The organism is Streptomyces sp. NPDC037288 (assembly GCF_055603265.1).
In genome coordinates this window covers 292,433-313,474 of sequence record NZ_JBVJVY010000001.1, presented here as the reverse complement: position 1 = coordinate 313,474, position 21,042 = coordinate 292,433, and the positions used below count along the sequence as shown (strand labels likewise).

21 protein-coding genes are annotated in these 21,042 nt (G+C 71.3%); 13 read left to right on the top strand and 8 right to left on the bottom strand.

Annotation, left to right across the window (positions count from 1 at the left end; translation table 11 throughout):
* The first annotated feature begins 132 nt into the window (after positions 1–132).
* Genes ACZ7GZ_RS01525 through ACZ7GZ_RS01510 form a run of 4 tightly spaced genes read left to right on the top strand, consistent with a single transcriptional unit; the run spans position 133 to position 3,371 of the window.
* Positions 133–1,209 carry a PhoH family protein gene (locus tag ACZ7GZ_RS01525; RefSeq protein ID WP_471019795.1) on the top strand — a complete coding sequence of 359 codons (1,077 nt, stop codon included), beginning with the start codon at positions 133–135 and terminating at the stop codon, positions 1,207–1,209.
* Positions 1,210–1,221: 12 nt separating this feature from the next.
* Positions 1,222–1,719, top strand: a complete 498-nt coding sequence (gene ybeY, locus ACZ7GZ_RS01520; RefSeq protein ID WP_471019794.1) for an rRNA maturation RNase YbeY — start codon at positions 1,222–1,224, stop codon at positions 1,717–1,719.
* 9 nt (positions 1,720–1,728) lie between these two features.
* Positions 1,729–3,015 (top strand): hemolysin family protein, encoded by a 1,287-nt coding sequence (locus ACZ7GZ_RS01515; RefSeq protein ID WP_471019792.1) that lies wholly within the window; start codon positions 1,729–1,731, stop codon positions 3,013–3,015.
* Positions 3,012–3,371, top strand: coding sequence for an MmcQ/YjbR family DNA-binding protein (locus ACZ7GZ_RS01510; protein ID WP_471019790.1), 360 nt, complete (start codon positions 3,012–3,014; stop codon positions 3,369–3,371). Before ACZ7GZ_RS01515 ends, ACZ7GZ_RS01510 begins: the two co-directional genes overlap by 4 nt.
* 73 nt (positions 3,372–3,444) lie before the next feature.
* On the opposite strand, the gene ACZ7GZ_RS01505 is transcribed toward ACZ7GZ_RS01510, so the two are convergent.
* Positions 3,445–4,875, bottom strand: a complete 1,431-nt coding sequence (locus ACZ7GZ_RS01505; RefSeq protein ID WP_471019787.1) for an MFS transporter — start codon at positions 4,873–4,875, stop codon at positions 3,445–3,447.
* A 109-nt stretch (positions 4,876–4,984) separates the two neighbouring features.
* On the opposite strand from ACZ7GZ_RS01505, the gene ACZ7GZ_RS01500 reads away from it, so the two are divergent.
* The 5 genes from ACZ7GZ_RS01500 to ACZ7GZ_RS01480 all read left to right on the top strand — a co-directional run bounded on the left by ACZ7GZ_RS01500 (position 4,985) and on the right by ACZ7GZ_RS01480 (position 9,543).
* Entirely contained in the window at positions 4,985–5,845 is an 861-nt protein-coding gene (locus tag ACZ7GZ_RS01500) for a helix-turn-helix transcriptional regulator (protein WP_471020176.1), read from the top strand.
* A gap of 38 nt (positions 5,846–5,883) precedes the next feature.
* Complete coding sequence (locus tag ACZ7GZ_RS01495) at positions 5,884–6,237, top strand: cytidine deaminase (protein WP_471019785.1); 354 nt, start codon at positions 5,884–5,886, stop codon at positions 6,235–6,237.
* A gap of 269 nt (positions 6,238–6,506) precedes the next feature.
* Positions 6,507–6,983 (top strand): hypothetical protein, encoded by a 477-nt coding sequence (locus tag ACZ7GZ_RS01490; RefSeq protein ID WP_471019782.1) that lies wholly within the window; start codon positions 6,507–6,509, stop codon positions 6,981–6,983.
* Between the two features lie 152 nt (positions 6,984–7,135).
* Positions 7,136–8,473 (top strand): WxL domain-containing protein, encoded by a 1,338-nt coding sequence (locus ACZ7GZ_RS01485; protein ID WP_471019779.1) that lies wholly within the window; start codon positions 7,136–7,138, stop codon positions 8,471–8,473.
* Between the two features lie 59 nt (positions 8,474–8,532).
* Entirely contained in the window at positions 8,533–9,543 is a 1,011-nt protein-coding gene (locus tag ACZ7GZ_RS01480; RefSeq protein WP_471019777.1) for a DUF916 domain-containing protein, read from the top strand.
* Here ACZ7GZ_RS01480 and ACZ7GZ_RS01475 read toward each other — a convergent pair.
* Both ACZ7GZ_RS01475 and ACZ7GZ_RS01470 read right to left on the bottom strand, forming a co-directional pair.
* On the bottom strand, positions 9,437–9,775 hold the full coding sequence (locus tag ACZ7GZ_RS01475) for a P-II family nitrogen regulator (protein WP_471019775.1): 339 nt from the start codon (positions 9,773–9,775) through the stop codon (positions 9,437–9,439). The two genes, ACZ7GZ_RS01480 and ACZ7GZ_RS01475, sit on opposite strands and share 107 nt — an antisense overlap.
* The gene (locus ACZ7GZ_RS01470; RefSeq protein WP_471019771.1) at positions 9,772–11,097 is read right to left on the bottom strand and encodes an ammonium transporter; all 1,326 of its coding nucleotides are present in this window, start codon (positions 11,095–11,097) and stop codon (positions 9,772–9,774) included. The genes ACZ7GZ_RS01475 and ACZ7GZ_RS01470 overlap by 4 nt, the downstream gene beginning before the upstream one ends.
* Positions 11,098–11,248: 151 nt before the next feature.
* Between ACZ7GZ_RS01470 and era the strand changes: the two genes are divergently transcribed.
* Positions 11,249–12,202 carry a GTPase Era gene (era, locus tag ACZ7GZ_RS01465; RefSeq protein WP_471019769.1) on the top strand — a complete coding sequence of 318 codons (954 nt, stop codon included), beginning with the start codon at positions 11,249–11,251 and terminating at the stop codon, positions 12,200–12,202.
* On the opposite strand, the gene ACZ7GZ_RS01460 is transcribed toward era, so the two are convergent.
* Positions 12,199–13,053: a helix-turn-helix transcriptional regulator gene (locus ACZ7GZ_RS01460; RefSeq protein ID WP_471019766.1), complete on the bottom strand. Its 855-nt coding sequence runs from the start codon at positions 13,051–13,053 to the stop codon at positions 12,199–12,201. The two genes, era and ACZ7GZ_RS01460, sit on opposite strands and share 4 nt — an antisense overlap.
* Before the next feature lie 124 nt (positions 13,054–13,177).
* On the opposite strand from ACZ7GZ_RS01460, the gene ACZ7GZ_RS01455 reads away from it, so the two are divergent.
* Positions 13,178–14,032 carry an NAD-dependent epimerase/dehydratase family protein gene (locus tag ACZ7GZ_RS01455; RefSeq protein ID WP_471019763.1) on the top strand — a complete coding sequence of 285 codons (855 nt, stop codon included), beginning with the start codon at positions 13,178–13,180 and terminating at the stop codon, positions 14,030–14,032.
* Between the two features lies 1 nt (position 14,033).
* On the opposite strand, the gene ACZ7GZ_RS01450 is transcribed toward ACZ7GZ_RS01455, so the two are convergent.
* Genes ACZ7GZ_RS01450 through ACZ7GZ_RS01435 form a run of 4 tightly spaced genes read right to left on the bottom strand, consistent with a single transcriptional unit; the run spans position 14,034 to position 18,052 of the window.
* Complete coding sequence (locus ACZ7GZ_RS01450) at positions 14,034–15,302, bottom strand: MFS transporter (RefSeq protein WP_471019760.1); 1,269 nt, start codon at positions 15,300–15,302, stop codon at positions 14,034–14,036.
* Positions 15,299–16,624, bottom strand: coding sequence for a GH1 family beta-glucosidase (locus ACZ7GZ_RS01445; protein WP_471019758.1), 1,326 nt, complete (start codon positions 16,622–16,624; stop codon positions 15,299–15,301). Before ACZ7GZ_RS01445 ends, ACZ7GZ_RS01450 begins: the two co-directional genes overlap by 4 nt.
* Positions 16,625–16,681: 57 nt before the next feature.
* Complete coding sequence (locus ACZ7GZ_RS01440; protein ID WP_471019755.1) at positions 16,682–16,948, bottom strand: protealysin inhibitor emfourin; 267 nt, start codon at positions 16,946–16,948, stop codon at positions 16,682–16,684.
* A gap of 33 nt (positions 16,949–16,981) precedes the next feature.
* A complete protein-coding gene (locus tag ACZ7GZ_RS01435; RefSeq protein WP_471019752.1) occupies positions 16,982–18,052 on the bottom strand; it encodes a M4 family metallopeptidase in 1,071 nt (356 codons plus the stop codon).
* A gap of 352 nt (positions 18,053–18,404) precedes the next feature.
* On the opposite strand from ACZ7GZ_RS01435, the gene leuA reads away from it, so the two are divergent.
* Together leuA and ACZ7GZ_RS01425 are read left to right on the top strand one after the other, a co-directional pair.
* Positions 18,405–20,126, top strand: a complete 1,722-nt coding sequence (gene leuA, locus ACZ7GZ_RS01430) for a 2-isopropylmalate synthase (protein WP_471019750.1) — start codon at positions 18,405–18,407, stop codon at positions 20,124–20,126.
* A gap of 184 nt (positions 20,127–20,310) precedes the next feature.
* A complete protein-coding gene (locus ACZ7GZ_RS01425) occupies positions 20,311–20,997 on the top strand; it encodes a TerB family tellurite resistance protein (protein ID WP_471019747.1) in 687 nt (228 codons plus the stop codon).
* Positions 20,998–21,042: the final 45 nt, after the last annotated feature.

The following is a 21,042-nucleotide window of genomic DNA, read 5'->3' as shown; positions in this document are numbered from 1 at the left end:
AGGGGCGCGGCTGCGACTGTCGCGGAAAAGTCCTACGGGCTTGTCAGTGCACCGTCGTACCCTGGAAGCGCGAGGCCGCCCTCAGCTACGCGGCCGTGAGAAGGAGGAAGCGCAGGCCTTCAGCGCCGGCCCATGACAGAGACACCCACAGCTCACACCGCCTCCGCGCAGGAGCAGGCGAGAGCGCAGCTCACCGTCCCCGCCCAGCACCCCATGGTGACCGTGCTGGGTTCCGGCGACTCCCTCCTGCGCGTGATCGAGAGGGCCTTCCCGGCGGCCGACATACACGTCCGGGGAAATGAGATCAGCGCGGTCGGCGACCCCACCGACGTCGCCCTCATTTCGCGCGTGTTCGACGAGATGATGCTGGTGCTCCGCACCGGACAGCCGATGACGGAGGACGCAGTGGAACGCTCGATCGCCATGCTCAAGGCGAGCGAGAACGGGACGAGCGACGGGCCCGAGACCCCGGCGCAGGTACTGACACAGAACATCCTGTCCTCGCGCGGGCGCACCATCCGCCCGAAGACCCTCAACCAGAAGCGCTACGTCGACGCGATCGACAAGCACACGATCGTCTTCGGCATCGGGCCCGCCGGTACCGGCAAGACCTACCTGGCCATGGCCAAGGCCGTGCAGGCCCTGCAGTCCAAGCAGGTCAACCGGATCATTCTCACCCGCCCCGCCGTGGAGGCCGGTGAGCGGCTCGGCTTCCTGCCCGGCACGCTCTACGAGAAGATCGACCCCTACCTGCGCCCGCTGTACGACGCGCTGCACGACATGCTCGACCCGGACTCCATCCCACGGCTCATGGCCGCCGGGACCATCGAGGTCGCGCCGCTCGCCTACATGCGTGGCCGCACGCTCAACGACGCCTTCATCATCCTGGACGAGGCCCAGAACACGAGCCCCGAACAGATGAAGATGTTCCTCACCCGCCTCGGCTTCGACTCGAAGATCGTGATCACGGGTGACGTGACCCAGGTCGACCTCCCGGACGGCACCAAGAGCGGTCTGCGGCAGGTGCAGGAGATCCTGGAGGGCGTCGAGGACGTCCACTTCTCCTGGCTGTCGTCCCACGATGTCGTACGGCACAAGCTGGTGGGCCGTATCGTCGACGCGTACGAGAAGTACGACAGCAAGCACGGCACCCAGAACGGCGCGCACAAGATGCAGGGCCGGGGCAAGGCCGGACACAAGGGGAAGTAGACCAGCACGACCATGTCGATCGACGTCAACAACGAGTCCGGCACCGAGGTCGACGAGCAGGCGATCCTCGACATCGCCCGCTACGCACTCGCGCGGATGCGCATCCACCCGCTCTCCGAGCTCTCGGTGATCGTCGTGGACGCCGACGCCATGGAGCAGCTCCATATCCAGTGGATGGACCTGCCGGGTCCGACCGATGTCATGTCGTTCCCGATGGACGAGCTGCGGCCGCCGTCCAAGGACGACGACGAGCCGCCGCAGGGGCTGCTCGGGGACATCGTGCTCTGCCCCGAGGTCGCCAAGAAGCAGGGTGAGGAAGCGCCGACCCAGCACTCCATGGACGAGGAGCTGCAACTGCTCACCGTCCATGGGGTGCTGCATCTGCTCGGCTACGACCACGAGGAGCCCGACGAGAAGGCCGAGATGTTCGGGCTGCAGGCCGCCATCGTCGACGGGTGGCGGGGCGAGCGCGGCCTGACCGGGCCGTCCCCGGCGCCGACCGTCTCGTAAGCGGGCCTTATGTCTCCGCAGATCGTGGTCGGCGCGATCGCGCTGGTCGTCGTCGCCTGGCTCGCCGCCTGCGCGGAGGCGGGCCTCGCCCGGGTCTCCAGCTTCCGCGCCGAGGAGGCCGTCAAGTCCGGGCGGCGCGGCAGCGCCAGGCTCGCCCAGGTCGCCGCCGACCCCACCCGCTATCTCAACGTGGCCCTGCTGGTCCGCGTCGCCTGCGAGATGGCGGCCGCGGCCCTGGTGACGTACGCCTGTCTGCAGGAGTTCGCCGCCACCTGGCAGGCCCTGCTGGTCGCCATCGGGGTGATGGTGCTGGTGTCGTACGTCGCCGTGGGGGTGTCGCCGCGCACCATCGGCCGCCAGCACCCGCTGAACACGGCGACCGTGTCCGCGTACGTGCTGCTGCCGCTCGCCCGGATCATGGGCCCGATCCCGTCCCTGCTGATCCTCATCGGCAACGCGCTCACGCCCGGCAAGGGCTTCAGGCGCGGCCCCTTCGCCTCCGAGGCGGAGCTGCGCGCGCTGGTCGACCTCGCCGAGCAGGAGTCGCTGATCGAGGACGAGGAGCGCCGGATGGTGCACTCGGTCTTCGAACTGGGCGACACACTGGTCCGCGAGGTCATGGTGCCGCGGACCGACCTGGTCACCATCGAGCGTTTCAAGACCATCCGGCAGGCCCTCACCCTCGCGCTGCGCTCCGGGTTCTCCCGGATCCCGGTCACCGGCGAGAGCGAGGACGACATCGTCGGGATCGTGTATCTGAAGGACCTGGTCCGCAAGACGCACATCAGCCGCGACGCGGAGAGCGAGCTGGTCTCGACCGCCATGCGGCCCGCGGTCTTCGTGCCCGACACCAAGAACGCCGGTGACCTGCTGCGCGAGATGCAGAAGGAACGCAACCACGTCGCCGTCGTCATCGACGAGTACGGCGGCACCGCCGGCATCGTCACCATCGAGGACATCCTCGAGGAGATCGTCGGCGAGATCACCGACGAGTACGACCGGGAAACACCGCCGGTCGAGGACCTCGCAGACAACCGTTTCCGGGTCACCGCCCGCCTGGACATCACCGACCTCGGCGAGCTGTACGGCCTGGAGGAGTACGACGACGAGGACGTGGAGACCGTCGGCGGACTGCTCGCCAAGGCCCTGGGCCGCGTCCCCATCGCGGGGGCGTCCGCCGAGGTCGAACTGCCCGACGAACGCCGGCTGAAGCTGACCGCGGAGGCCGCGGCCGGACGCCGGAACAAGATCGTGACGGTACTGGTCGAGCCCGCCGAGGAGGCGAAACCCGAGTGAGCCCCGAGGCGCTGCGCGCGTTCTGTCTGTCCTTCAACGCGGCCGAGGAGGACTTCCCGTTCAATCCGGAGACGTCGGTCTTCAAGGTGCTGGGCAAGATGTTCGCCCTGACGAACCTGGGCGCGCGGCCCCTGACGGTCAACCTCAAGTGCGACCCGGACGACGCGGTCCGGCTGCGCGCAGAGCACGAGGGGCTGATCGTCCCCGGGTGGCACATGAACAAGCGGCACTGGAACACCGTGACCGTGGCCGGCGGACTGCCGGAGCGGCTGGTGCGAGAGCTGATCGAGGACTCGTACGACCTCGTCGTCGCGGGGCTGCCGAGGGCGGAGCGGCTGCGGCTGGACCGGCCGTGAGGCCCGGCTTCCTTCCGCCGGTCAACGGCGCGCGCGGCCGTGTGGTGTGCACGGCCGCGCGGAGCGAGATCGTTCAGACCCTGGACTGGCCCCGGCGCAGGCCCAGGCCGACCAGGACGGCGGTGACGAGGACGATCGCCGCGTCCAGGGCGAGCACCGTGTGGACGCCACTGAGCAGGTCGCCGGAGGTGGTGGCCAGCACGCCCAGCAGCGGGATGCCGACCGTGATGCCGACCTGCTGGGTGGAGGTCACCAGACCGGTCGCCAGGCCCTGCTCCTCGTCCGGGACGCCGGAGGTGACGGTCAGGCCGTAGGAGATGATCGCGCCCAGGTGGCACATGCTGGCCAGGGACACGGCCGCCGTGGCGAGCCAGACCGACCAGGTGTGGGCGTTCAGCAGGAGCAGCGTCGCGATCAGCGCGCCCTGGCCGGTCAGCGAGCCGACCAGGGTGCGACGGGCGCCGAAGCGGCCGATCACCTTCGGGGCGAGCGTGCCGGCGACGGCCGACAGCACGCCCTGGACACCGAAGACCAGGCCCGTCTCGAACGCCGACAGGCGCAGGGTCTCCTGCAGGTACAGGGTCAGGACGAAGATGACCGTCGACATCATCGAGAAGGTGACCAGACCGCCCACGTTGCCCCAGGCCACCGTGCGACGGCGCAGCATGGGCAGCGAGACCAGGGGAGCGGCCGAGCGGGCCTCGATCACCGTGAACGCGGTCAGCAGGAGGAGGCCGGCGATCAGGGTGCTGATGACGTCCGGGCGGGCGAAGCCGTGGTCGGCGGCCGTGGACAGGGCGTAGATCAGGGACAGCAGGCCGGTGGTGACGGTGACCGCGCCCGGCACGTCCAGACGCGGGCCCTGCGGGGTGCGCGACTCCGGCAGCAGGCCCGGGGCCAGCGGCAGCACGATGAGCGCGAACACCGTCAGCAGGGCCATCGTGGAACGCCAGCCGAGCGCGTCCGTCAGCACACCGCCGGCGATCATGCCGACCGTGAAGCCCAGCGACATCAGGGTGCCGGAGATGCCGAGGGCGCGGTCGCGGGCGGGGCCCTCCGGGAAGGTGGTGGTCAGCAGGGACATCCCCGTCGGGACGATCGCCGCCGCACCGAGGCCCTGCAGCGCGCGTCCGGTCAGGAAGGACGCCGGGTCCCAGGCCAGGGTCGCCAGCAGGGAGGCCGCGCCGAACAGGGCCAGGCCGGTCAGGAACAGCTTGCGGCGGCCGTACAGGTCGCCGATGCGGCCGAAGAGGAGCAGGAAGCCGCCGGAGGGCAGCGCGAACGCGGTGACGGCCCACTGCAGCGCCGAGCGGCTCATACCGAGGTCGGTGCCGAGATCGGGCAGCGCCACGTTCAGGACGGAGAAGTCCAGCGCGACCATGAACTGGGCCGCGCACAGCACGAACAGGACGAGCTTGTCACGCGTCGACAACCGGGGCGGCCGGGGGGTGTCGAGCGAGGTGCCCGTGGGGGTGGTGGGTTGGGTGGTGGTGTCGATCGCCATGGCACGAGCTTGCGGCCGGCGGAAGAAACATGGGGAGTCGGAACTTATGGTGGTGGTGGCACCACCAGACACGACGGGGGAGGAGCGGTACGTGCCTGCTGCGGGGGCGATGAGGAGTGAACGGCGCAACGAACTGCGCGAGTTCCTGATGAGCCGGCGGGCCCGGGTCAGTCCCGAGGAGGCCGGACTGCCCGCCGGGGGCGGCCGGCGCCGTACGCCCGGGCTGCGCCGGGAGGAGGTCGCCGTGCTCGCCGGCGTGGGCGCCTCCTGGTACCAGTGGCTGGAGCAGGGGCGGGAGATCTCCGTCTCGCCGTCGGTGCTCGACGCGGTGGCGCGGGTGCTGCGGCTGAGCGACGCCGAGCGCCGGCACCTGTATCTGCTGGCCGGGCTGAACCCGCCGGCGCCCGAAGTGGTGCCCGGCAAGCGGGACATGTGCGACGGGCTGCGGCGGCTGATCGACACCTGGATGCCGTATCCGGCGCACATCATGGACCTGTACTACAACTGCGTGATGTACAACGACGCGGCGGCGATCGTGCTCGGCATGCGGCCGGACAACACCCAGAACTGTCTCATCGACTTCTTCGTCGACCCCCTGTACCGGTCGCGCAGCCACAGCTGGGAGCGGAACGCGCGCACGGTCGTCGCGCAGTTCCGGGCGGCGTGTGCGGCGCGGCCGGACGATGAGGGGTTCCGGGCGGTGCTCGCCGAGGTGAGCGAGGCCAGCGCCGAGTTCCGGAACATGTGGGCGGAGCGGGACATCGAGGACCAGGGACAGATCCGCAAGGAGCTGGACCATCCGCTGGCCGGGCTGCTGGTCGTGGAGTCGACGGTGATGAAGGTGCCGGCCCGGCCCGATCTGATGATCGTGCTGCACACTCCGCTGGAGGAGGCGAACACCGCGGCGAAGCTGGAGTGGCTCGCCTCTCCGGAGGGGCGGCGGGGCGCGATGTACCCCGTGGCGGGGTGAAGGGCGGGGCGGCGGGTGCGGCTTCGTATGCTCGGGGCATGACCGAGAGCAACGCGCTTGATCCCGAGGACCGCAAGATCGTCACCCTGGCCCGTTCCGTGCGGGCCCGTAACGGTGTGCCGGAGGGGGCGGCCGTACGGGACGAGACCGGGCGTACGTATGTCGCCGGGGCGGTGTCGCTGCCGTCGCTGACGCTGAGCGCACTGCGTACTGCCGTTGCCATGGCGGTGGCGTCGGGGGCCACGTCGTTGGAGGCGGCGGCGGTGGTGAGTGAGGCGGAGGTCCTGCCGGACGAGGACCGGGCTGCTGTCGCCGACCTTGGAGGTGCGGGGACGCCGGTGTTGCTGGCCGGCCCTGACGGTGTCGTGCGGCTGACTGTCTCCGCGGGCTGACGTCCCAGGGGGCTGCGCCCCCTGGACCTCGGGCCGAGCTGGCCCACGAGGGGACTCGGGCGGTTGAGGACGTACCGGCCGAACGGCAGGTCGGCTGGAATTCAACCTTGTTGGGGCTGTGCTCCTGCGCATCAATGGAACCGTACGTTCCGACGGGCCGTCAGATCCGCACCGCCCACGCAGTGTGTCCGCACCCGCCTGCTCCGGCCTCCCCGCCCGTCGGCGTCCCCCCACACGGCACCCCCCACAGGGAAGGGAAGCGGATCCCCATGAGAGGCAAGCGCACGGCAACGGGTGCGGCGCTGGTCGCCGGGGCCCTCGCGGTCACCGGACTCGCCTTCGCGCCCACCGCGGCCGCCGTCACCCCACAGTCGGCGACCATCACCGCGAGCTGCGGCATCTTCGGCGGCGGCACGGCCACGCTCACCGCCACCCAGAGCGGCACCTCGGCCACCGTCACCCTCACCTCCTCCGCCATCACCGCGCCGGTCGCGGTGGCCCAGGACTCCATCTCCTCCACCCTCACCCTGGCCAGGGCCGGCGGTGGCTCCGTGGTGTTCGGCGGGACGAGGAACCCTGCCATGAACACCGGCGACCCGGTCAGCGTCGGCCCGCTCCCCGGCACCGTCGCCTCCGGTGACAGCCTGGACGCCTACGGCGGCTCGCTGAAGATGGTGATCTTCGGCGTCACGGTGACCTGTACCGCGAGTGGTCCGCAGTCGCCCGGCCCCTTCGTGTTCGACTGACTGAACTGAGCGATCTGTTCCGGATGCCGCAGAAACTGATGAACCGTCAGGTTTCTGCGGCATCTCCCTTGACTTCTCACCCCCGCTCCTCATCAATGCCCCCTGTCGGCGCAGACGAGCCGCTGCGCCCGCAACCCTCAGGAGGGGGCCCCATGGGTTCGACACCCCCAAGACCACGAAGATCCCGACGGTGGCGCTGGAGCTCACTGCTCGGGGCGACCGCGCTCGCGGTCACCGCCGGCGGCGCGCTGGCCTGTCCGGCCGGCGCCGCCGGCACGAACGTGGACTTCGCCACGCACTGCATCCCGCCCGCCGTCGCGGGCCTGCCGCCGATCGACGGCACCACGACCGCCGGCGTGTCCGTGGACAACGCCAGTCCCAAGGTCGGCGACACCGTCACCGTGACCTACACCGTGGTCGCCGCCGCCGCCGGAAACCCCACCGACCTGGCCCTGCCGGCCGACATCATGACCCCGACCGGGAAGGTCACCCTCGGTGGCGCGCAGACGGGCGACGTGACCGTCGCGGGGCCCAGGAAGAACCCGCCGGTGCCGGGGAAGGCCGCCTTCCCGTCCTTCTCCATGACCGGGACGTTCACCGTCACCAAGCCCGGCCAGATCACCCTCTCGCCCGGTGACTACAACATCCACACCAGCTACATCATGGAGCTGGACACCCCCTGCACGGTCACCAACCCGCCCGCCCCGGTGTCCCAGACCGTGACGGCGACCGACGGGACCCCGGCCAACACCCGTGCCATCACCCTGAGTTCGGCCTCGGGTGACCCGGGTGCCAGTGTCACCGTGAGCGGTACGCACTTCACCGCGGGCGCGGCCGTCACGCTGGCCGGGCGCTCCGGCGGCACCCAGACCGCGGACACCGCGACCGTGACCGTGAACGCCCAGGGCTCCTTCAGCGGTTCCCTCGTCGTCAGGGACAAGACGACGACCGGGATCGTGGCCTACGAGGGCGGCTCCTGGAACGCGGACAAGGGGGCCGGTCCCGCGGCCTACGTCGTCAACGACAACACCCCTGTCCCGCCCGGGAGTCAGAAGCTGTCCACCACCGTCAAGGCGGGCACGCTGTCCATGTCCCAGGCCGGGGGCTCCGCCGCGCTGTCGGCGGTCGACTTCGGCAGGGGCGGGGCCTCCACGGGCAAGCTCCAGACCGTGACCGTGCAGGACTTCAGAGGCGGCCCCGCGGGCTGGTCCCTGACCGGCAAGGTCACCGACTTCACCGGCCCCGGCGGCAGGATCGACGCGGGAAGGCTGAGCTGGACCCCGGCCTGCGCGACCAAGCCGGGCAGCCCCAGCACCTGCAAGGCCGGCTCGGCGGGCGCCCTGGGCGGCTCGGGCGCGACCCTCGCGTCGGCCTCCGACGGCACGCTCACCGGCGGAGAGTTCACCGTCGACGCCGGACTCTCCCTGGACGTACCGGCGTTCACGCCTCCGGGCGCGTACTCCGGTGTGCTCACCCTGACGCTCACCTGAGCGTACGGGCGTCCGCACCCGCCCGTTCCCCTGTCTCTCGTCCGTGGGGGTCCGCACCCATGCGCAAGCTGTACGTCCTCCTCCTGGGTCTGATGCTGGCATGGCAGGCCACGCCCGCCCACGCCGCCGACAACGGCAGCTGGTCCGTCTACCCGGTCGCCTCGAACGTCGCCGCGCGGCCCTGCTTCTACCTCTCCGCCGACCCCGGCCAGACCCTCACCGACAAGGTCGCCGTCCAGAACAAGACCGGCGAGCCGCTCACCTTCCGGCTCTACGCGGCCGACGCCTACAACACCGCCCGGGACGGCGGGTTCGCCGTGCGGACCGTCAAGGAGCGCATGCTCGGGGTGGGTGCCTGGGCGAAGCCCGCGAAGTCCCGGATCACCGTGCCCGGCCACCGGACCGTCACCGTGCCGTTGACGCTGCGTGTCCCGGAAGGGGCCGCGCCCGGTGATCATCCCGGGGCGATCGTGGCCCTCGACGAGCGGGTCGATCCCGGCAGCGGGCGGCTCGCGCTAGGAGTGCGGCGGGCCGTCGGCGCCCGGGTCTACCTCCGGGTCAGCGGGCCCGCCCTGCCCGCGCTCTCCGTCGGGCAGGTGCACATCAGCCACCACCAGCCGCTCGTCCCCGGCCTCGGCGCCAGCACGGCGACCATCTCCTACACCCTGCGCAACACCGGGAACGTCACCCTCGACCCCAAGGTCGAACTGAAGGCGCGCGGACTGTTCGGCCGTACGCTGCTCGACCGGGAGCTGACCCGGGTGCCGTCCGAGCTGCTGCCGGGACAGCGGGTCCGGCTCACCGAGACCTGGCGCGGGGCGCCCCAACTCGACCGGGGCGACGTGACGCTGACGGCGAGCGCGCCCGGTACCCGGCAGTCGGCGAGCGCGGCCTTCCTCGCGCTGCCGTGGCTTGCCGTGGCCCTCGTGTTCGTCGCGGGCGTGGCGACCGGGGTGCTGCTGGTCAGAGCGCGTCGGGGCCGCGTTCGCCGGTCCGCACCCGGACGACCGTCTCCACGGGTACGGCCCACACCTTCCCGTCCCCGATCTTCCCCGTCTGCGCGGCCCTGACGATCGCGTCGATCACGGCATCGGCGTCCGAGTCCTCCACCACGACCTCGATGCGCACCTTCGGCACCAGGTCGACCCGGTACTCGGCGCCCCGGTACACCTCGGTGTGGCCGCGCTGCCGCCCGTAGCCGCTCGCCTCGGTCACGGTCAGACCGTGCACGCCCAGTTCCTGCAGGGCGGTCTTGACCTCGTCCAGCCGGTACGGCTTGACGATCGCGGTGATGAGCTTCATGCCTGGGTGTCGACCTTCTGGGTGGGGGGCTTCTGGGTGGAGGCGAGGACGGGCGAGGTGACCGGGGCGCCGTGGCCCAGGACGCCGTGATCGTATGCCGTCTCGGCGTGCACCGTAAGGTCCAGGCCGGTGTACTCCTGCTCCTCGCTCGCGCGCAGGCCCATCGCCTTGCCGAGCAGCTTGCCGAGGCCGTACGTCACCGCGAAGGCGTACCCGGCCACGACGGCCACGGCGAGCGTCTGCCTGCCGAGCTGGGCGACGCCGCCGCCGTACAAGAGGCCCTCCGGGCCGCCGGTCATCGCCTTCTCGGCGAACAGGCCGATCAGCAGGGTGCCGATGACACCGCCGACCAGGTGGACGCCGACGACGTCCAGGGAGTCGTCGTAGCCGAGCTTGAACTTCCAGCCCACGGCGTAGGAGCAGACCACGCCCGCGGCGAGGCCGACGACCAGGGCGCCGAGCAGCGAGACCGTGCCGCAGGACGGCGTGATCGCGACCAGGCCGGCGACCGCGCCGGAGGCGGCGCCCAGGGTGGTCGGGTGGCCGTCGCGCTTCTGCTCGACGAAGAGCCAGCCGAGCAGACCGGTGCAGCCGGCGGCGAGGGTGTTGAGGAAGGCGGCGGCCGCGAGGCCGTTGGCGCCGAGGGCGCTGCCCGCGTTGAAGCCGAACCAGCCGAACCAGAGCAGCCCGGCACCGAGGATCACCATGGGCAGGTTGTGCGGACGCATGGCGTCCTTCTTGAAGCCGAGCCGCGGGCCGAGGACCAGGCACAGGGCCAGGCCGGAGGCGCCGGAGGTGATCTCGACGGGCAGACCGCCCGCGAAGTCGAGCGCCCCGAGCCTGTCGAGGATCCAGCCGCCGGGGCCCCACACCCAGTGGGTGACGGGAACGTATACGAGCAGGGTCCACACCGGGACGAAGACCAGCCAGGCCGAGAATTTCATCCGGTCGGCGACCGCGCCGCTGATCAGGGCGGCGGTGATGATCGCGAAGGTGAGCTGGAAGGTGGCGAAGAGGAGGGTGGGGACCGTGCCGTGCGCGCTGTGGGGGGTGATGTGCGCCATGCCGGCGTGGTGGAGACCGCCGACGAGGCCGCCGAACGCGTCGTCCCCGAAGGCGAGGGAGTAGCCCGCCGCCAGCCACACCACCGTGACCAGGGCGATCGACACGAAGCTCATCATCAGCATGTTGAGGACGCTCTTCGTGCGGACCATGCCGCCGTAGAACAGGGCCAGGCCCGGGGTCATCAGCAGGACGAGGGCGGTCGCGGCGAGCAGCCAGGCGGTGTCGCCGGTGTCGACGTGCGCGGCGGCGAGGGTCACGGGCGTCTCCAACGGGGTCGGGGCTCGTCAGAGGGTCACCGGTGCGCGTTTCCGGTCGTCTACGGGTGTGTTTCCGTGACGTTTCGTTGCACGAGGGTTACCGAAACCTCACGGTGCGGCGGGGGGTCGTGGATCAGGGACAATGAACGGCATGAGCGTTCGCACCCAGTCTTCCGAGCAGCCGGCCGAGACCGTCCACCGCGCCGGCTTCGCCTGCTTCGTGGGCCGCCCCAACGCGGGCAAGTCCACCCTCACGAACGCTCTGGTCGGGCAGAAGGTGGCGATCACCGCGAACCAGCCGCAGACGACGCGGCACACGGTACGGGGCATCGTGCACCGGCCCGACGCCCAGTTGATCCTGGTGGACACCCCGGGGCTCCACAAACCGCGCACGCTGCTCGGCGAGCGGCTCAACGACGTCGTACGCACGACGTGGGCCGAGGTCGACGTGATCGGTTTCTGCCTGCCGGCGAACGAGAAGATCGGTCCCGGTGACCGTTTCATCGCCAAGGAGCTGGCCGGGATCAGGAAGACCCCGAAGGTCGCCATCGTCACCAAGACCGACCTGGTCGACTCCAAGGCCCTGGCCGAGCAGCTGATCGCCATCGACCAGCTCGGCAAGGACCTGGGCATCGAGTGGGCGGAGATCGTGCCGGTGTCGGCGGTGGGTGCCAAGCAGGTGGATCTGCTGGCCGGCCTTCTGATCCCGCTGTTGCCGGAGGGCCCCGCGCTCTACCCCGAGGGTGATCTGACGGACGAGCCCGAGCAGGTCATGATCGCGGAACTCATCCGCGAGGCCGCGCTGGAGGGGGTCCGCGACGAGCTGCCGCACTCCATCGCCGTGGTCGTGGAGGAGATGCTCCCGCGCGAGGACCGTCCCGCGGACCGTCCCCTCCTGGACATCCACGCCAACGTCTACATCGAGCGCCCCAGCCAGAAGGGCATCATCATCGGCCCCAAGGGCAAGCGGCTGAAGGAGGTCGGCATCAAGTCCCGCAAGCAGATCGAGGCGCTGCTCGGTACGCCGGTCTTCCTCGACCTGCACGTCAAGGTGGCCAAGGACTGGCAACGCGACCCCAAGCAGCTGAGGAAGCTCGGCTTCTAGCCGACGGCGCCCTGCGGGGTCATGTCCTGCAGCCCCACCACCCTCAGCAGCTGGAGCCGTTCGTGGGACTCCGTGCCCGGGCGGGCCGTGTGGATGATGAGGTGGTGGCGGCTCTCGTGGCTCAGCAGGACCTCGCAGTCCAGTTCCAGCAGACCCACCACCGGGTGCAGGAAGCGTTTGGTGGCCGGGCGGCGCAGGGAGACCTCGTGTTCGTCCCAGAGGTGTGCGAACTCCTCGCTGGCTGAGCGGAGTTCGGCCACCAGCGCGGCCGGTTCGGGGTCGTCGGGGCGGGAAGCCGCCACCGCGCGGAGGTTGGCCACGTGGTCGCGGGCGTGCGCGGGCAGATCCTCGGGCGGGAAGAGGGCGCGGGCCGTGGGGTCCAGGAAGAACCGACGGGTCAGGTTCCGCTCGCGCGGCGGCCGAGCCAGCGCATCACCGACCAGGGCCTTGGCCAGCGCGTTCTGAGCCAGCACCAGACCGCAGTCCGTGACCACCTGCGCCGGCGCGTCGTGCAGCCGGTCCAGGACCAGCAGCAGCCCTGGCCGGACGTGGGCGGAGGCCGTCTCCCGGCGGGGCGGTTCCTCGCCCGACAGGTGGAAGAGGTGATCCCGCTCGTCGTCGGTCAGCCGCAGCGCCCGGGCCAGGGCGGTGAGCATCTGGCGGGACGGGCGCGGGCCCCGGCACTGTTCCAGCCGGGTGTAGTAATCGACCGACATGCCGGCCAGCGAGGCCACCTCCTCCCGCCGCAGGCCGGGGGTGCGACGGCGGGCGCCGGGCGTGAGGCCCACGTCGGACGGGTCCAGGCGGGCACGGCTGCGGCGCAGGAAGTCAGCGAGTTCGGCTCGGTTCACCCCTCCAGGGTGGGGCAGGGCGCAGGTCTTATCCAGGGACTGCCGATCCCCTGATCGGGAGGTCTCTCCCGGGCCGGAGCGCGACAGCCGAGGGTGGAGGCACATCCAGCGAGAGGAACGGATCATGCTGACACTGGTGACGGGGACGACGGGACAGGTCGGCCGGCGCTTCGTGCCGAGGCTGCTGGCGCAGCGGCGGCCGGGCGAACAGGTACGGGTTCTGGTGCGGGACGCATCACGTGGCGAGCGCTTCGCCGAACTGGGTGCCGAGGTCGTCGTCGGCGATCTGCGCGATGCGGAGGCGCTCGGCAAGGCGGTGGCCGGGGTGGACGCGGTCGTCAACGTCGCGGCGTCCTTCCGCGGGGTGCCGGACGAGGAGGCGTGGGCCGTCAACCGGGACGCGGCCGTGGCCCTGGGCCGGGCCGCGCTGGCCTCCGGAGTGGGGCGCTTCGTGCAGGTCAGCACGGGGCTGGTGTACGGCGTCGGGCGGGGCCGCCCGCTGACCGAGGACGACGAGACCCGGCCCGGCGGTGCGATGTGGGGCGCCTACACCGAGTCCAAGGCCGCGGCCGAGCGGGAGCTGCTCGCGCTGGAGGGCATGGAGGTGCGCGTCGGCCGGCTCCCCTTCGTCTACGGCGAGGGCGATCCCCATCTCGCCCAGTCCCTGCGGTGGGCCATGCACTGGGCGTCCACCCAGCGGCTGCACATGGGCCACCACGCCGACGTCGCCCAGGGGCTGCTGCGCCTGCTGTACGCGCCGGCGGTCGGCGGGCCCGTCTACAACATCGCCGACGACGCCCCGGTGACGGCGGTCGAGCTGCACCAGCTCAACGGCGCCGAGGTGCCCGCCGACCTGCACACCCTGACCGATCCCGACCCCTGGTTCGGGATCATGTCCACCGATCGGATCCGCCGGGACCTCGGCTTCCGCCCGCTCTTCCCGACCGTGTGGGCCGCTCGGGAGGCCGGCGCCCTCTGACCTACTCGACCCCTCTGATCCGGCCCACCAGCACCGCCCCGGCCAGCCCGATCACCGCCGCCACCAGGTACAGCACCCGGTACCCGCCGAGGTAGGTCACGATCGGCGCGGCCAGGGCGGGGGCCGCGACCTGCGGCAGGGCGTTGGCCACGTTGATCACGCCGAGGTCCTTGCCCCGGTCCAGCGCCTTCGGCAGGACGTCCGTCATCAGCGCGAAGTCGACGGAGGTGAACACGCCGAAGCCGACGCCGAGCACGGCCGCCGCCACGATCGCGCCGGGCCAGGTCTGCCAGCCGGCCAGGGCCGCCGTCGCCACCGCCATCAGCACGCCCGACCAGACGACGAACGGCTTGCGCCGGCCCACCCGGTCCGACCAGGCGCCGCCGGCCACGACCGTCGCCATCAGCGTCAGGCTGTTGACGGCGGTCAGGACCAGCACGCCCCGGCCGGGGTCGGCGTAGCGCAGGCGGTCGCGCAGGTAGTACAGGAGGTACAGCAGGACGAGGGAGTTGCTGAGGTTGATCAGGAAGCGGGTCAGCCAGGCCCAGCCGAGGTCGGGGTGGCGGCGCGGGCTCAGCCAGAACCCCGCCAGGAACGACCGCCACGACCACGCCGGCCGGTCCGCCCGCGCCAGCCGCAGATCCGGGTGGCGCAGGACGTACGGCAGCACCCCCGCCGCCGCGCACACCGCGCACGCCGTGTACCCGGCGCCGATCCCGCCCGCCGCCGTGGCGAGGCCCGTGCCGCCGACCACGCCCAGGATCTGCGCCGCCCCCAGCCAGCCGCCCACGGCACCCCGCTGGAGCCGGGGCACCCGGTCCGGTACGGCCGCCGTCACCGCCGCGAACGCCGCGTTCAGGGTCAGCTGCACCAGGCCCCAGGCCCCCGCCATGGACCACACCCCGCCCGCCCGCGCGAGCAGCAGCAGGGACACCGCGCCGCCCGCCGCCCCGCCCACGATCCACGGCGTACGGCGGCCCCGGCGGGCCGTCGTACGGTCGGACAGCGCGCCGAAGAGCGGGTTGGCGAGGAGTGAGACCACCGCGCCGGCGCCGGTCACCCAGGCCAGCAGCGTCTCCTTGGACATTCCGGAGCCGGGTGCGAAGTCCTTCGCCTGGGAGGCGAGCAGGATCTGCAGCGGGCCGAACCAGCCGACCCAGATCGCCCCGTTGGCCAGCGCCAGGGCCGCCGTCCAGCCCCGGCCGACGGGTTCGACGGGCTCGGCCAGGGCGGCGGCCGGAGTGCCGGCGGGACCGCCGGCCGTGGTCATCTCCGGGCCCGCAGCAGGTCCCGGAACCAGTGGTAGGAGGCCTTCGGGGTGCGCTTCAGCGTCTCGTAGTCCACGTGCACCAGGCCGAAGCGGCGCGCATATCCCTCGGCCCACTCGAAGTTGTCCATCAGGGACCACACGAAGTAGCCGCGCACGTCCACGCCGGCCTCCATCGCAGCGCGCAGGGCGCGGATGTGGGCGTCCAGGTAGGCGATGCGGTCCTGGTCGTCGAGGCCGTCGTAGGAGCAGCCGTTCTCGGTGATGACGACCGGCGGCAGCTTGTCGCCGTACCTCTCGCGGAAGTCGCACAGCAGCTCGGTGAGGCCCTCCGGGACGACCGGCCAGCCGAAGTCGGTCACCGGGCGGCCCTCGATCTCCCGGACAGAGAAGGGAAGTTCGGCGGGCAGCAGCAGACCGCCGTACTCGCTGCCGGTGCCGCCGGGTGCGCCCACCCGTGTGGGCGCGTAGTAGTTGATCCCGTACCAGTCGACGGGCTCGGCGATGACCTTCAGGTCCTCCTGCACGTCGCCCGGCATCAACTCGCCCAGGCCGTCCGGGTAGGCGCCGAGGATGACCGGCTCGGCGAACAGGCGGTTGAGGAGGGCGTCGTAGAAGCCGGCCGCCTCGACGTCCGCCGGTTCGGCGGAGGCGGGCCAGGTGGGGCCGTGGGAGTTGGCGATGCCGACGTCCGTGGCCCCGGCCGCGCGCAGGGCCCGTACCGCGAGGCCGTGGGCGAGGAGCTGGTGGTGGGCGACCGGGAGCGCGTCGAACAGGAGCCGCCTGCCGGGGGCGTGGGCGCCGAGGGCGTGGCCCAGGAGGGTGTGCTCGGCGGGCTCGTTCAGGGTGATCCACTTGCTCACCCGGTCGCCGAGGCGCTCGGCCACCGCCGTCACGTGGTCGGCGAACCGGGCCGCCGTGTCCCGCTCCAGCCAGTCCAGGGAAGCGGGCAGGTCCCAGTGGAAGAGGGTGGGCACGGGCCGTACGCCCGCCGCGCACAGCTCGTCCACCAGGCGGTCGTAGAAGTCCAGTCCGCCGGGGGAGTTCGCGCGGGGCCAGGAGACCGAGAAGCGGTAGGCGTCCACGCCGAGGCCGGCGAGGAGGGCCACGTCCTCGCGGTAGCGGTGGTAGTGGTCGCAGGCCACCGCCGCCGTCGAACCGTCCTTCACCCGCCCCGGTCCGGCCGTGAACACGTCCCACACGGACGGTTCGCGCTCCTCGGCCGCCCCCTCGATCTGATGGGCCGAGGTCGAGACGCCCCACAGGAAGCCGTCCGGGAAACGGGGGATCGGGGCGGGTACCGGGCCGTCTGCGTCAGTCGCCATGGCCGGATCATCCTTACCCCCGGTAACAGAAGTCAACGCCCCGGCGGGAACCGGCGGTTACGCACCCTCCTTCAGTACCCGGGACACCAACTCCCTCTCGTCCCCGGTCAGTCGGGGATCGGCCGCGTACACCGTGCGGCCGTCCACGGTGATCTCGTACCGGAAGCCGTCCGGGACGCCGGCGGGCGGGGTGCCCTGGCCGGACGCGACGACGCGTTCGGCCAGGGCCTGCCATGCCGGGGCGTCGGGCCGGCCCGCGGTGTCCACCTCGGCCCGGCGCTCGATGCCCGCGAAACCGCCCGTGCGCCTCACTTGAATCCGCATGGGCCCAGTGTCCAGTACGTCGGCGCCGCCGTACTACAGCGTCCGCACCCCGACCTGTTCCCACGCCTTCTGCACGGCCTGGAGCTCGTCCCCGGCGCCGTACCGCTCCCGGGCCGCCTTCACCGTCAGCGTGGCGAAGTCGGCGAACAGCGCGTCCTGCTTGAGGTCGCCGCCGGTGAGCACGTCGTACCAGATCTGCCCGGCCTTCTCCCAGGAGTTGCCGCCGATGGCCGTGGCGACCAGGTAGAAGGCGTGGTTGGGGATGCCGGAGTTGATGTGCACGCCGCCGTTGTCGCGGCCGGTGCGGACATAGTGGTCCATGGTCGCCGGCTGCGGGTCCTTGCCGAGGTTCGGGTCGTCGTACGCCGTGCCCGGGGCCTTCATCGAGCGCAGGGCGGTGCCGTGGATGCCCGGCGCGAGCAGCCCGGCGCCGATCAGCCAGTCGGCCTCGGCGGCGGTCTGGCCGAGCGTGTACTGCTTGATCAGCGAGCCGAAGACGTCCGAGACGGACTCGTTGAGCGCGCCGGACTGGCCGAAGTACTCCAGGTTCGCGGTGTGCTGGGTGACGCCGTGGGTCAGCTCGTGGCCGATGACGTCGACCGGGAGGGTGAAGTCGAGGAAGACCTGGCCGTCGCCGTCGCCGAACACCATCCGCTCGCCGTTCCAGAAGGCGTTGTCGTAGCCCTCGCCGAAGTGCACGGTGGCGTCCAGCGGCAGCCCGTCGCCGTCGATCGAGTGCCGGCCGTACGCCTTGAGGTACAGCTCGAAGGTGGCGCCGAGGCCCGCGTAGGCGCGGTTGACGGTGGCGTCGGAGCCCGGGTCGGAGCCCTCCTCGCGGACCTTGGTGCCGGGCAGGTCCTGGGTGTGGTGGGCGTCGTAGATGGTGCGGTGCGGCTGGTCGGCGGCGGCGCCCGCGGGAGCGGCGACGGAGGGTGCGCCGATGACCGTGGTCAGGCGGCGCTTGGTGCGCTGGAAGGCGTCGTGCTCCAGGGACCGGCGGGCCGGGCCGGAGAGCGCGGAGTCCTCGGCTTGCGCGAGCTTGTCGAGGAGGTGCGGTGGCACGATCGTGCAGAAGACGGGCTCGAAGCCCCCGTTGGTGGTCATGTCCCGCACCATCGCACTCAGTGATCCTGATGTCACTAGCTGCCACCATGATTGGTGAAATACCGGGACAGGGAGCGCGACGCTCCGTGACGATGTGGTAGGGCGATGTGGTACAGCGCACTTTTTGTCCCTTTTGCGGCCACGGTCCCGCATACTGATACGCGTCCCCCGGGTCCGGGGCGGCTCGGCTAGGCTGCGACGCATCATGCGTTTCGGGCTGCTTCTCCTTAGCTGCCGCGGCGAGGGCCTGTAGTCACAAGGCCGACTCCCTCCCCGCGGAGCTTTGGCGTTGCGTCGTCGGCCGTCCACCCGGACATCCGGATCTCCGGACACCCTGAGGAGCCCACGCACCATGGCCAACCGCCAGCAGCCCAGTGCCCTGCCGATCCACAAGTACGGCCGCTACGAGCAGGTCGACATCCCGGACCGCACCTGGCCGAACCAGCGGATCACCGCCGCCCCCCGCTGGCTCTCCACCGACCTGCGCGACGGCAACCAGGCCCTGATCGACCCCATGTCGCCCGAGCGCAAGCGCCGGATGTTCGACCAGCTGGTCAAGCTGGGCTACAAGGAGATCGAGGTCGGCTTCCCCGCCTCCGGCCAGACCGACTTCGACTTCGTGCGCTCGATCATCGAGGAAGAGGGCGCGATCCCGGACGACGTCACCATCTCCGTGCTGACCCAGGCCCGCGAGGACCTGATCGAGCGGACCGTGGAGTCCCTGAAGGGCGCCAAGCGGGCCACCGTCCACCTGTACAACGCGACGGCTCCCGTGTTCCGGCGCGTGGTCTTCCGCGGCTCCAAGGACGACATCAAGCAGATCGCCGTCGACGGCACCCGCCTGGTGATGGAGTACGCCGAGAAACTGCTGGGCCCCGAGACCGAGTTCGGCTACCAGTACAGCCCCGAGATCTTCACCGACACCGAGCTGGACTTCGCCCTGGAGGTCTGCGAGGCGGTCATGGACGTCTGGCAGCCCGGCCCGGACCGCGAGATCATCCTCAACCTGCCCGCCACCGTGGAGCGTTCGACCCCCTCCACGCACGCGGACCGCTTCGAGTGGATGCACCGCAACCTGACCCGCCGCGAGTACGTCTGCCTGTCCGTCCACCCGCACAACGACCGCGGTACGGCCGTGGCCGCCGCCGAGCTGGCGCTGATGGCCGGCGCCGACCGCGTCGAGGGCTGCCTGTTCGGGCAGGGTGAGCGCACCGGCAACGTCGACCTGGTCACCCTGGGCATGAACCTGTTCTCGCAGGGCGTCGACCCGCAGATCGACTTCTCCGACATCGACGAGATCCGTCGTACGTGGGAGTACTGCAACCAGATGGAGGTCCACCCGCGCCACCCGTACGTGGGCGACCTGGTCTACACGTCCTTCTCCGGCTCCCACCAGGACGCCATCAAGAAGGGCTTCGACGCGATGGAGGCCGACGCGAAGGCCAGGGGCGTCACCGTCGACGACATCGAGTGGGCGGTCCCGTACCTGCCGATCGACCCGAAGGACGTCGGCCGCTCCTACGAGGCCGTGATCCGCGTCAACTCCCAGTCCGGCAAGGGCGGTATCTCCTACGTCCTGAAGAACGACCACAAGCTGGACCTGCCGCGCCGGATGCAGATCGAGTTCTCCAAGCTCATCCAGGTGAAGACGGACGCCGAGGGCGGCGAGATCACGCCGAAGGAGATCTGGGCGGTCTTCCAGGACGAGTACCTGCCGAACCCGGACAACCCGTGGGGCCGCATCCAGGTCAGGACCGGCCAGTCGACGACGGACACCGACGGCGTGGACACCCTGACCGTCGAGGCGACGGTCGACGGCGAGGACACGGTCCTGACCGGTTCCGGCAACGGTCCGATCTCGGCCTTCTTCGACGCCCTGGAGTCCATCGGCATCGACGTACGCCTGCTGGACTACCAGGAGCACACGATGAGCGAGGGCGCCTCCGCGCAGGCCGCCTCCTACATCGAATGCGCGATCGACGGCAAGGTCCTGTGGGGCATCGGCATCGACGCGAACACGACGCGTGCGTCGCTGAAGGCCGTCGTCTCCGCGGTGAACCGCGCCGCCCGCTGACCGCTCCGACCGGGCCTTTCGGCGCCCTGACCGCTGTATACGGCGGCCAGGGCGCCGTCGTTTATCGGCCATCGCCCCGCTCGGGTCACGGACAGGTCTCTTCCGGGGTACTGACTCAGCCTGCGTGATGTGGCTAACATCACGCCAGCGCGGCGATGTTGCCGTGCGGTTACGGAGGTGCGACGTGCTGCCAGTACGGGGACGAGACGGCCAGGCCCTGCGCTTCCTGGGCACACGCACCGCATGGACACCGATCGGGGACGGCGAGTTCTTCTGCCCCGGCTGCGGAGGCGACCGCAACTACCAGCGGCTCACCGGGCGCCGCCGGCTCACCCTGCTCGGGGTGCCCCTGCTGCCGCGCGGCACGGCCGGACCGGTCGTGGAGTGCGCCGCCTGCCGCCAGCACTACGGCACCGACGTCCTCGACCACCCCACCACGCGCCGCTTCTCCGCGATACTCCGCGACGCCGTGCACACCGTCGCCCTCGCCGTGCTCGCCGCGGGCGGCACCTCCTCCCGTGCGGCGCTGGAGACGGCCGCCACCGCCGTGCGCGCGGCCGGCTTCGACGGCTGCACCGAGGACCAGCTGGCCGCCCTGGTCGAGGCCCTCGCCGCCGACACCGGCCGGGTCCTCGGCGGGGAGTGCGGCACGAGCCTGACCATAGAGCTGCACGAGGCCCTGGACCCGCTCGCCCCGCACCTCGCGCCGGCGGGCCGCGAGTCCCTGCTCCTCCAGGCCGCCCGCATCGCCCTCGCCGACGGCCCCTACACCCCCGCCGAACGCGACGCCCTCAGCACGGTCGGCGCGGCCCTGACCATCTGCGCCGACGACGTCACCCGCCTCCTGGCCGCCGCCCGCACACCGTCCTGACCGGCCCGCCTCCGGTCCGGTCCCACGGATCGCCTGATCGGGCGG

What these genes read in the sequence shown, in the direction of transcription:
- ACZ7GZ_RS01525 (WP_471019795.1), top strand. Translation starts at nt 133, where the DNA reads ATGACAGAGACACCCACAGCTCACACCGCCTCCGCGCAGGAGCAGGCG.
- ybeY (WP_471019794.1), top strand. Translation starts at nt 1,222, where the DNA reads ATGTCGATCGACGTCAACAACGAGTCCGGCACCGAGGTCGACGAGCAG.
- ACZ7GZ_RS01515 (WP_471019792.1), top strand. Translation starts at nt 1,729, where the DNA reads ATGTCTCCGCAGATCGTGGTCGGCGCGATCGCGCTGGTCGTCGTCGCC.
- ACZ7GZ_RS01505 (WP_471019787.1), bottom strand. Translation starts at nt 4,875, where the DNA reads ATGGCGATCGACACCACCACCCAACCCACCACCCCCACGGGCACCTCG.
- ACZ7GZ_RS01500 (WP_471020176.1), top strand. Translation starts at nt 4,985, where the DNA reads ATGAGGAGTGAACGGCGCAACGAACTGCGCGAGTTCCTGATGAGCCGG.
- ACZ7GZ_RS01495 (WP_471019785.1), top strand. Translation starts at nt 5,884, where the DNA reads ATGACCGAGAGCAACGCGCTTGATCCCGAGGACCGCAAGATCGTCACC.
- ACZ7GZ_RS01490 (WP_471019782.1), top strand. Translation starts at nt 6,507, where the DNA reads ATGAGAGGCAAGCGCACGGCAACGGGTGCGGCGCTGGTCGCCGGGGCC.
- ACZ7GZ_RS01485 (WP_471019779.1), top strand. Translation starts at nt 7,136, where the DNA reads ATGGGTTCGACACCCCCAAGACCACGAAGATCCCGACGGTGGCGCTGG.
- ACZ7GZ_RS01480 (WP_471019777.1), top strand. Translation starts at nt 8,533, where the DNA reads ATGCGCAAGCTGTACGTCCTCCTCCTGGGTCTGATGCTGGCATGGCAG.
- ACZ7GZ_RS01475 (WP_471019775.1), bottom strand. Translation starts at nt 9,775, where the DNA reads ATGAAGCTCATCACCGCGATCGTCAAGCCGTACCGGCTGGACGAGGTC.
- era (WP_471019769.1), top strand. Translation starts at nt 11,249, where the DNA reads ATGAGCGTTCGCACCCAGTCTTCCGAGCAGCCGGCCGAGACCGTCCAC.
- ACZ7GZ_RS01455 (WP_471019763.1), top strand. Translation starts at nt 13,178, where the DNA reads ATGCTGACACTGGTGACGGGGACGACGGGACAGGTCGGCCGGCGCTTC.
- ACZ7GZ_RS01450 (WP_471019760.1), bottom strand. Translation starts at nt 15,302, where the DNA reads ATGACCACGGCCGGCGGTCCCGCCGGCACTCCGGCCGCCGCCCTGGCC.
- ACZ7GZ_RS01445 (WP_471019758.1), bottom strand. Translation starts at nt 16,624, where the DNA reads ATGGCGACTGACGCAGACGGCCCGGTACCCGCCCCGATCCCCCGTTTC.
- ACZ7GZ_RS01440 (WP_471019755.1), bottom strand. Translation starts at nt 16,948, where the DNA reads ATGCGGATTCAAGTGAGGCGCACGGGCGGTTTCGCGGGCATCGAGCGC.
- ACZ7GZ_RS01435 (WP_471019752.1), bottom strand. Translation starts at nt 18,052, where the DNA reads ATGACCACCAACGGGGGCTTCGAGCCCGTCTTCTGCACGATCGTGCCA.
- leuA (WP_471019750.1), top strand. Translation starts at nt 18,405, where the DNA reads ATGGCCAACCGCCAGCAGCCCAGTGCCCTGCCGATCCACAAGTACGGC.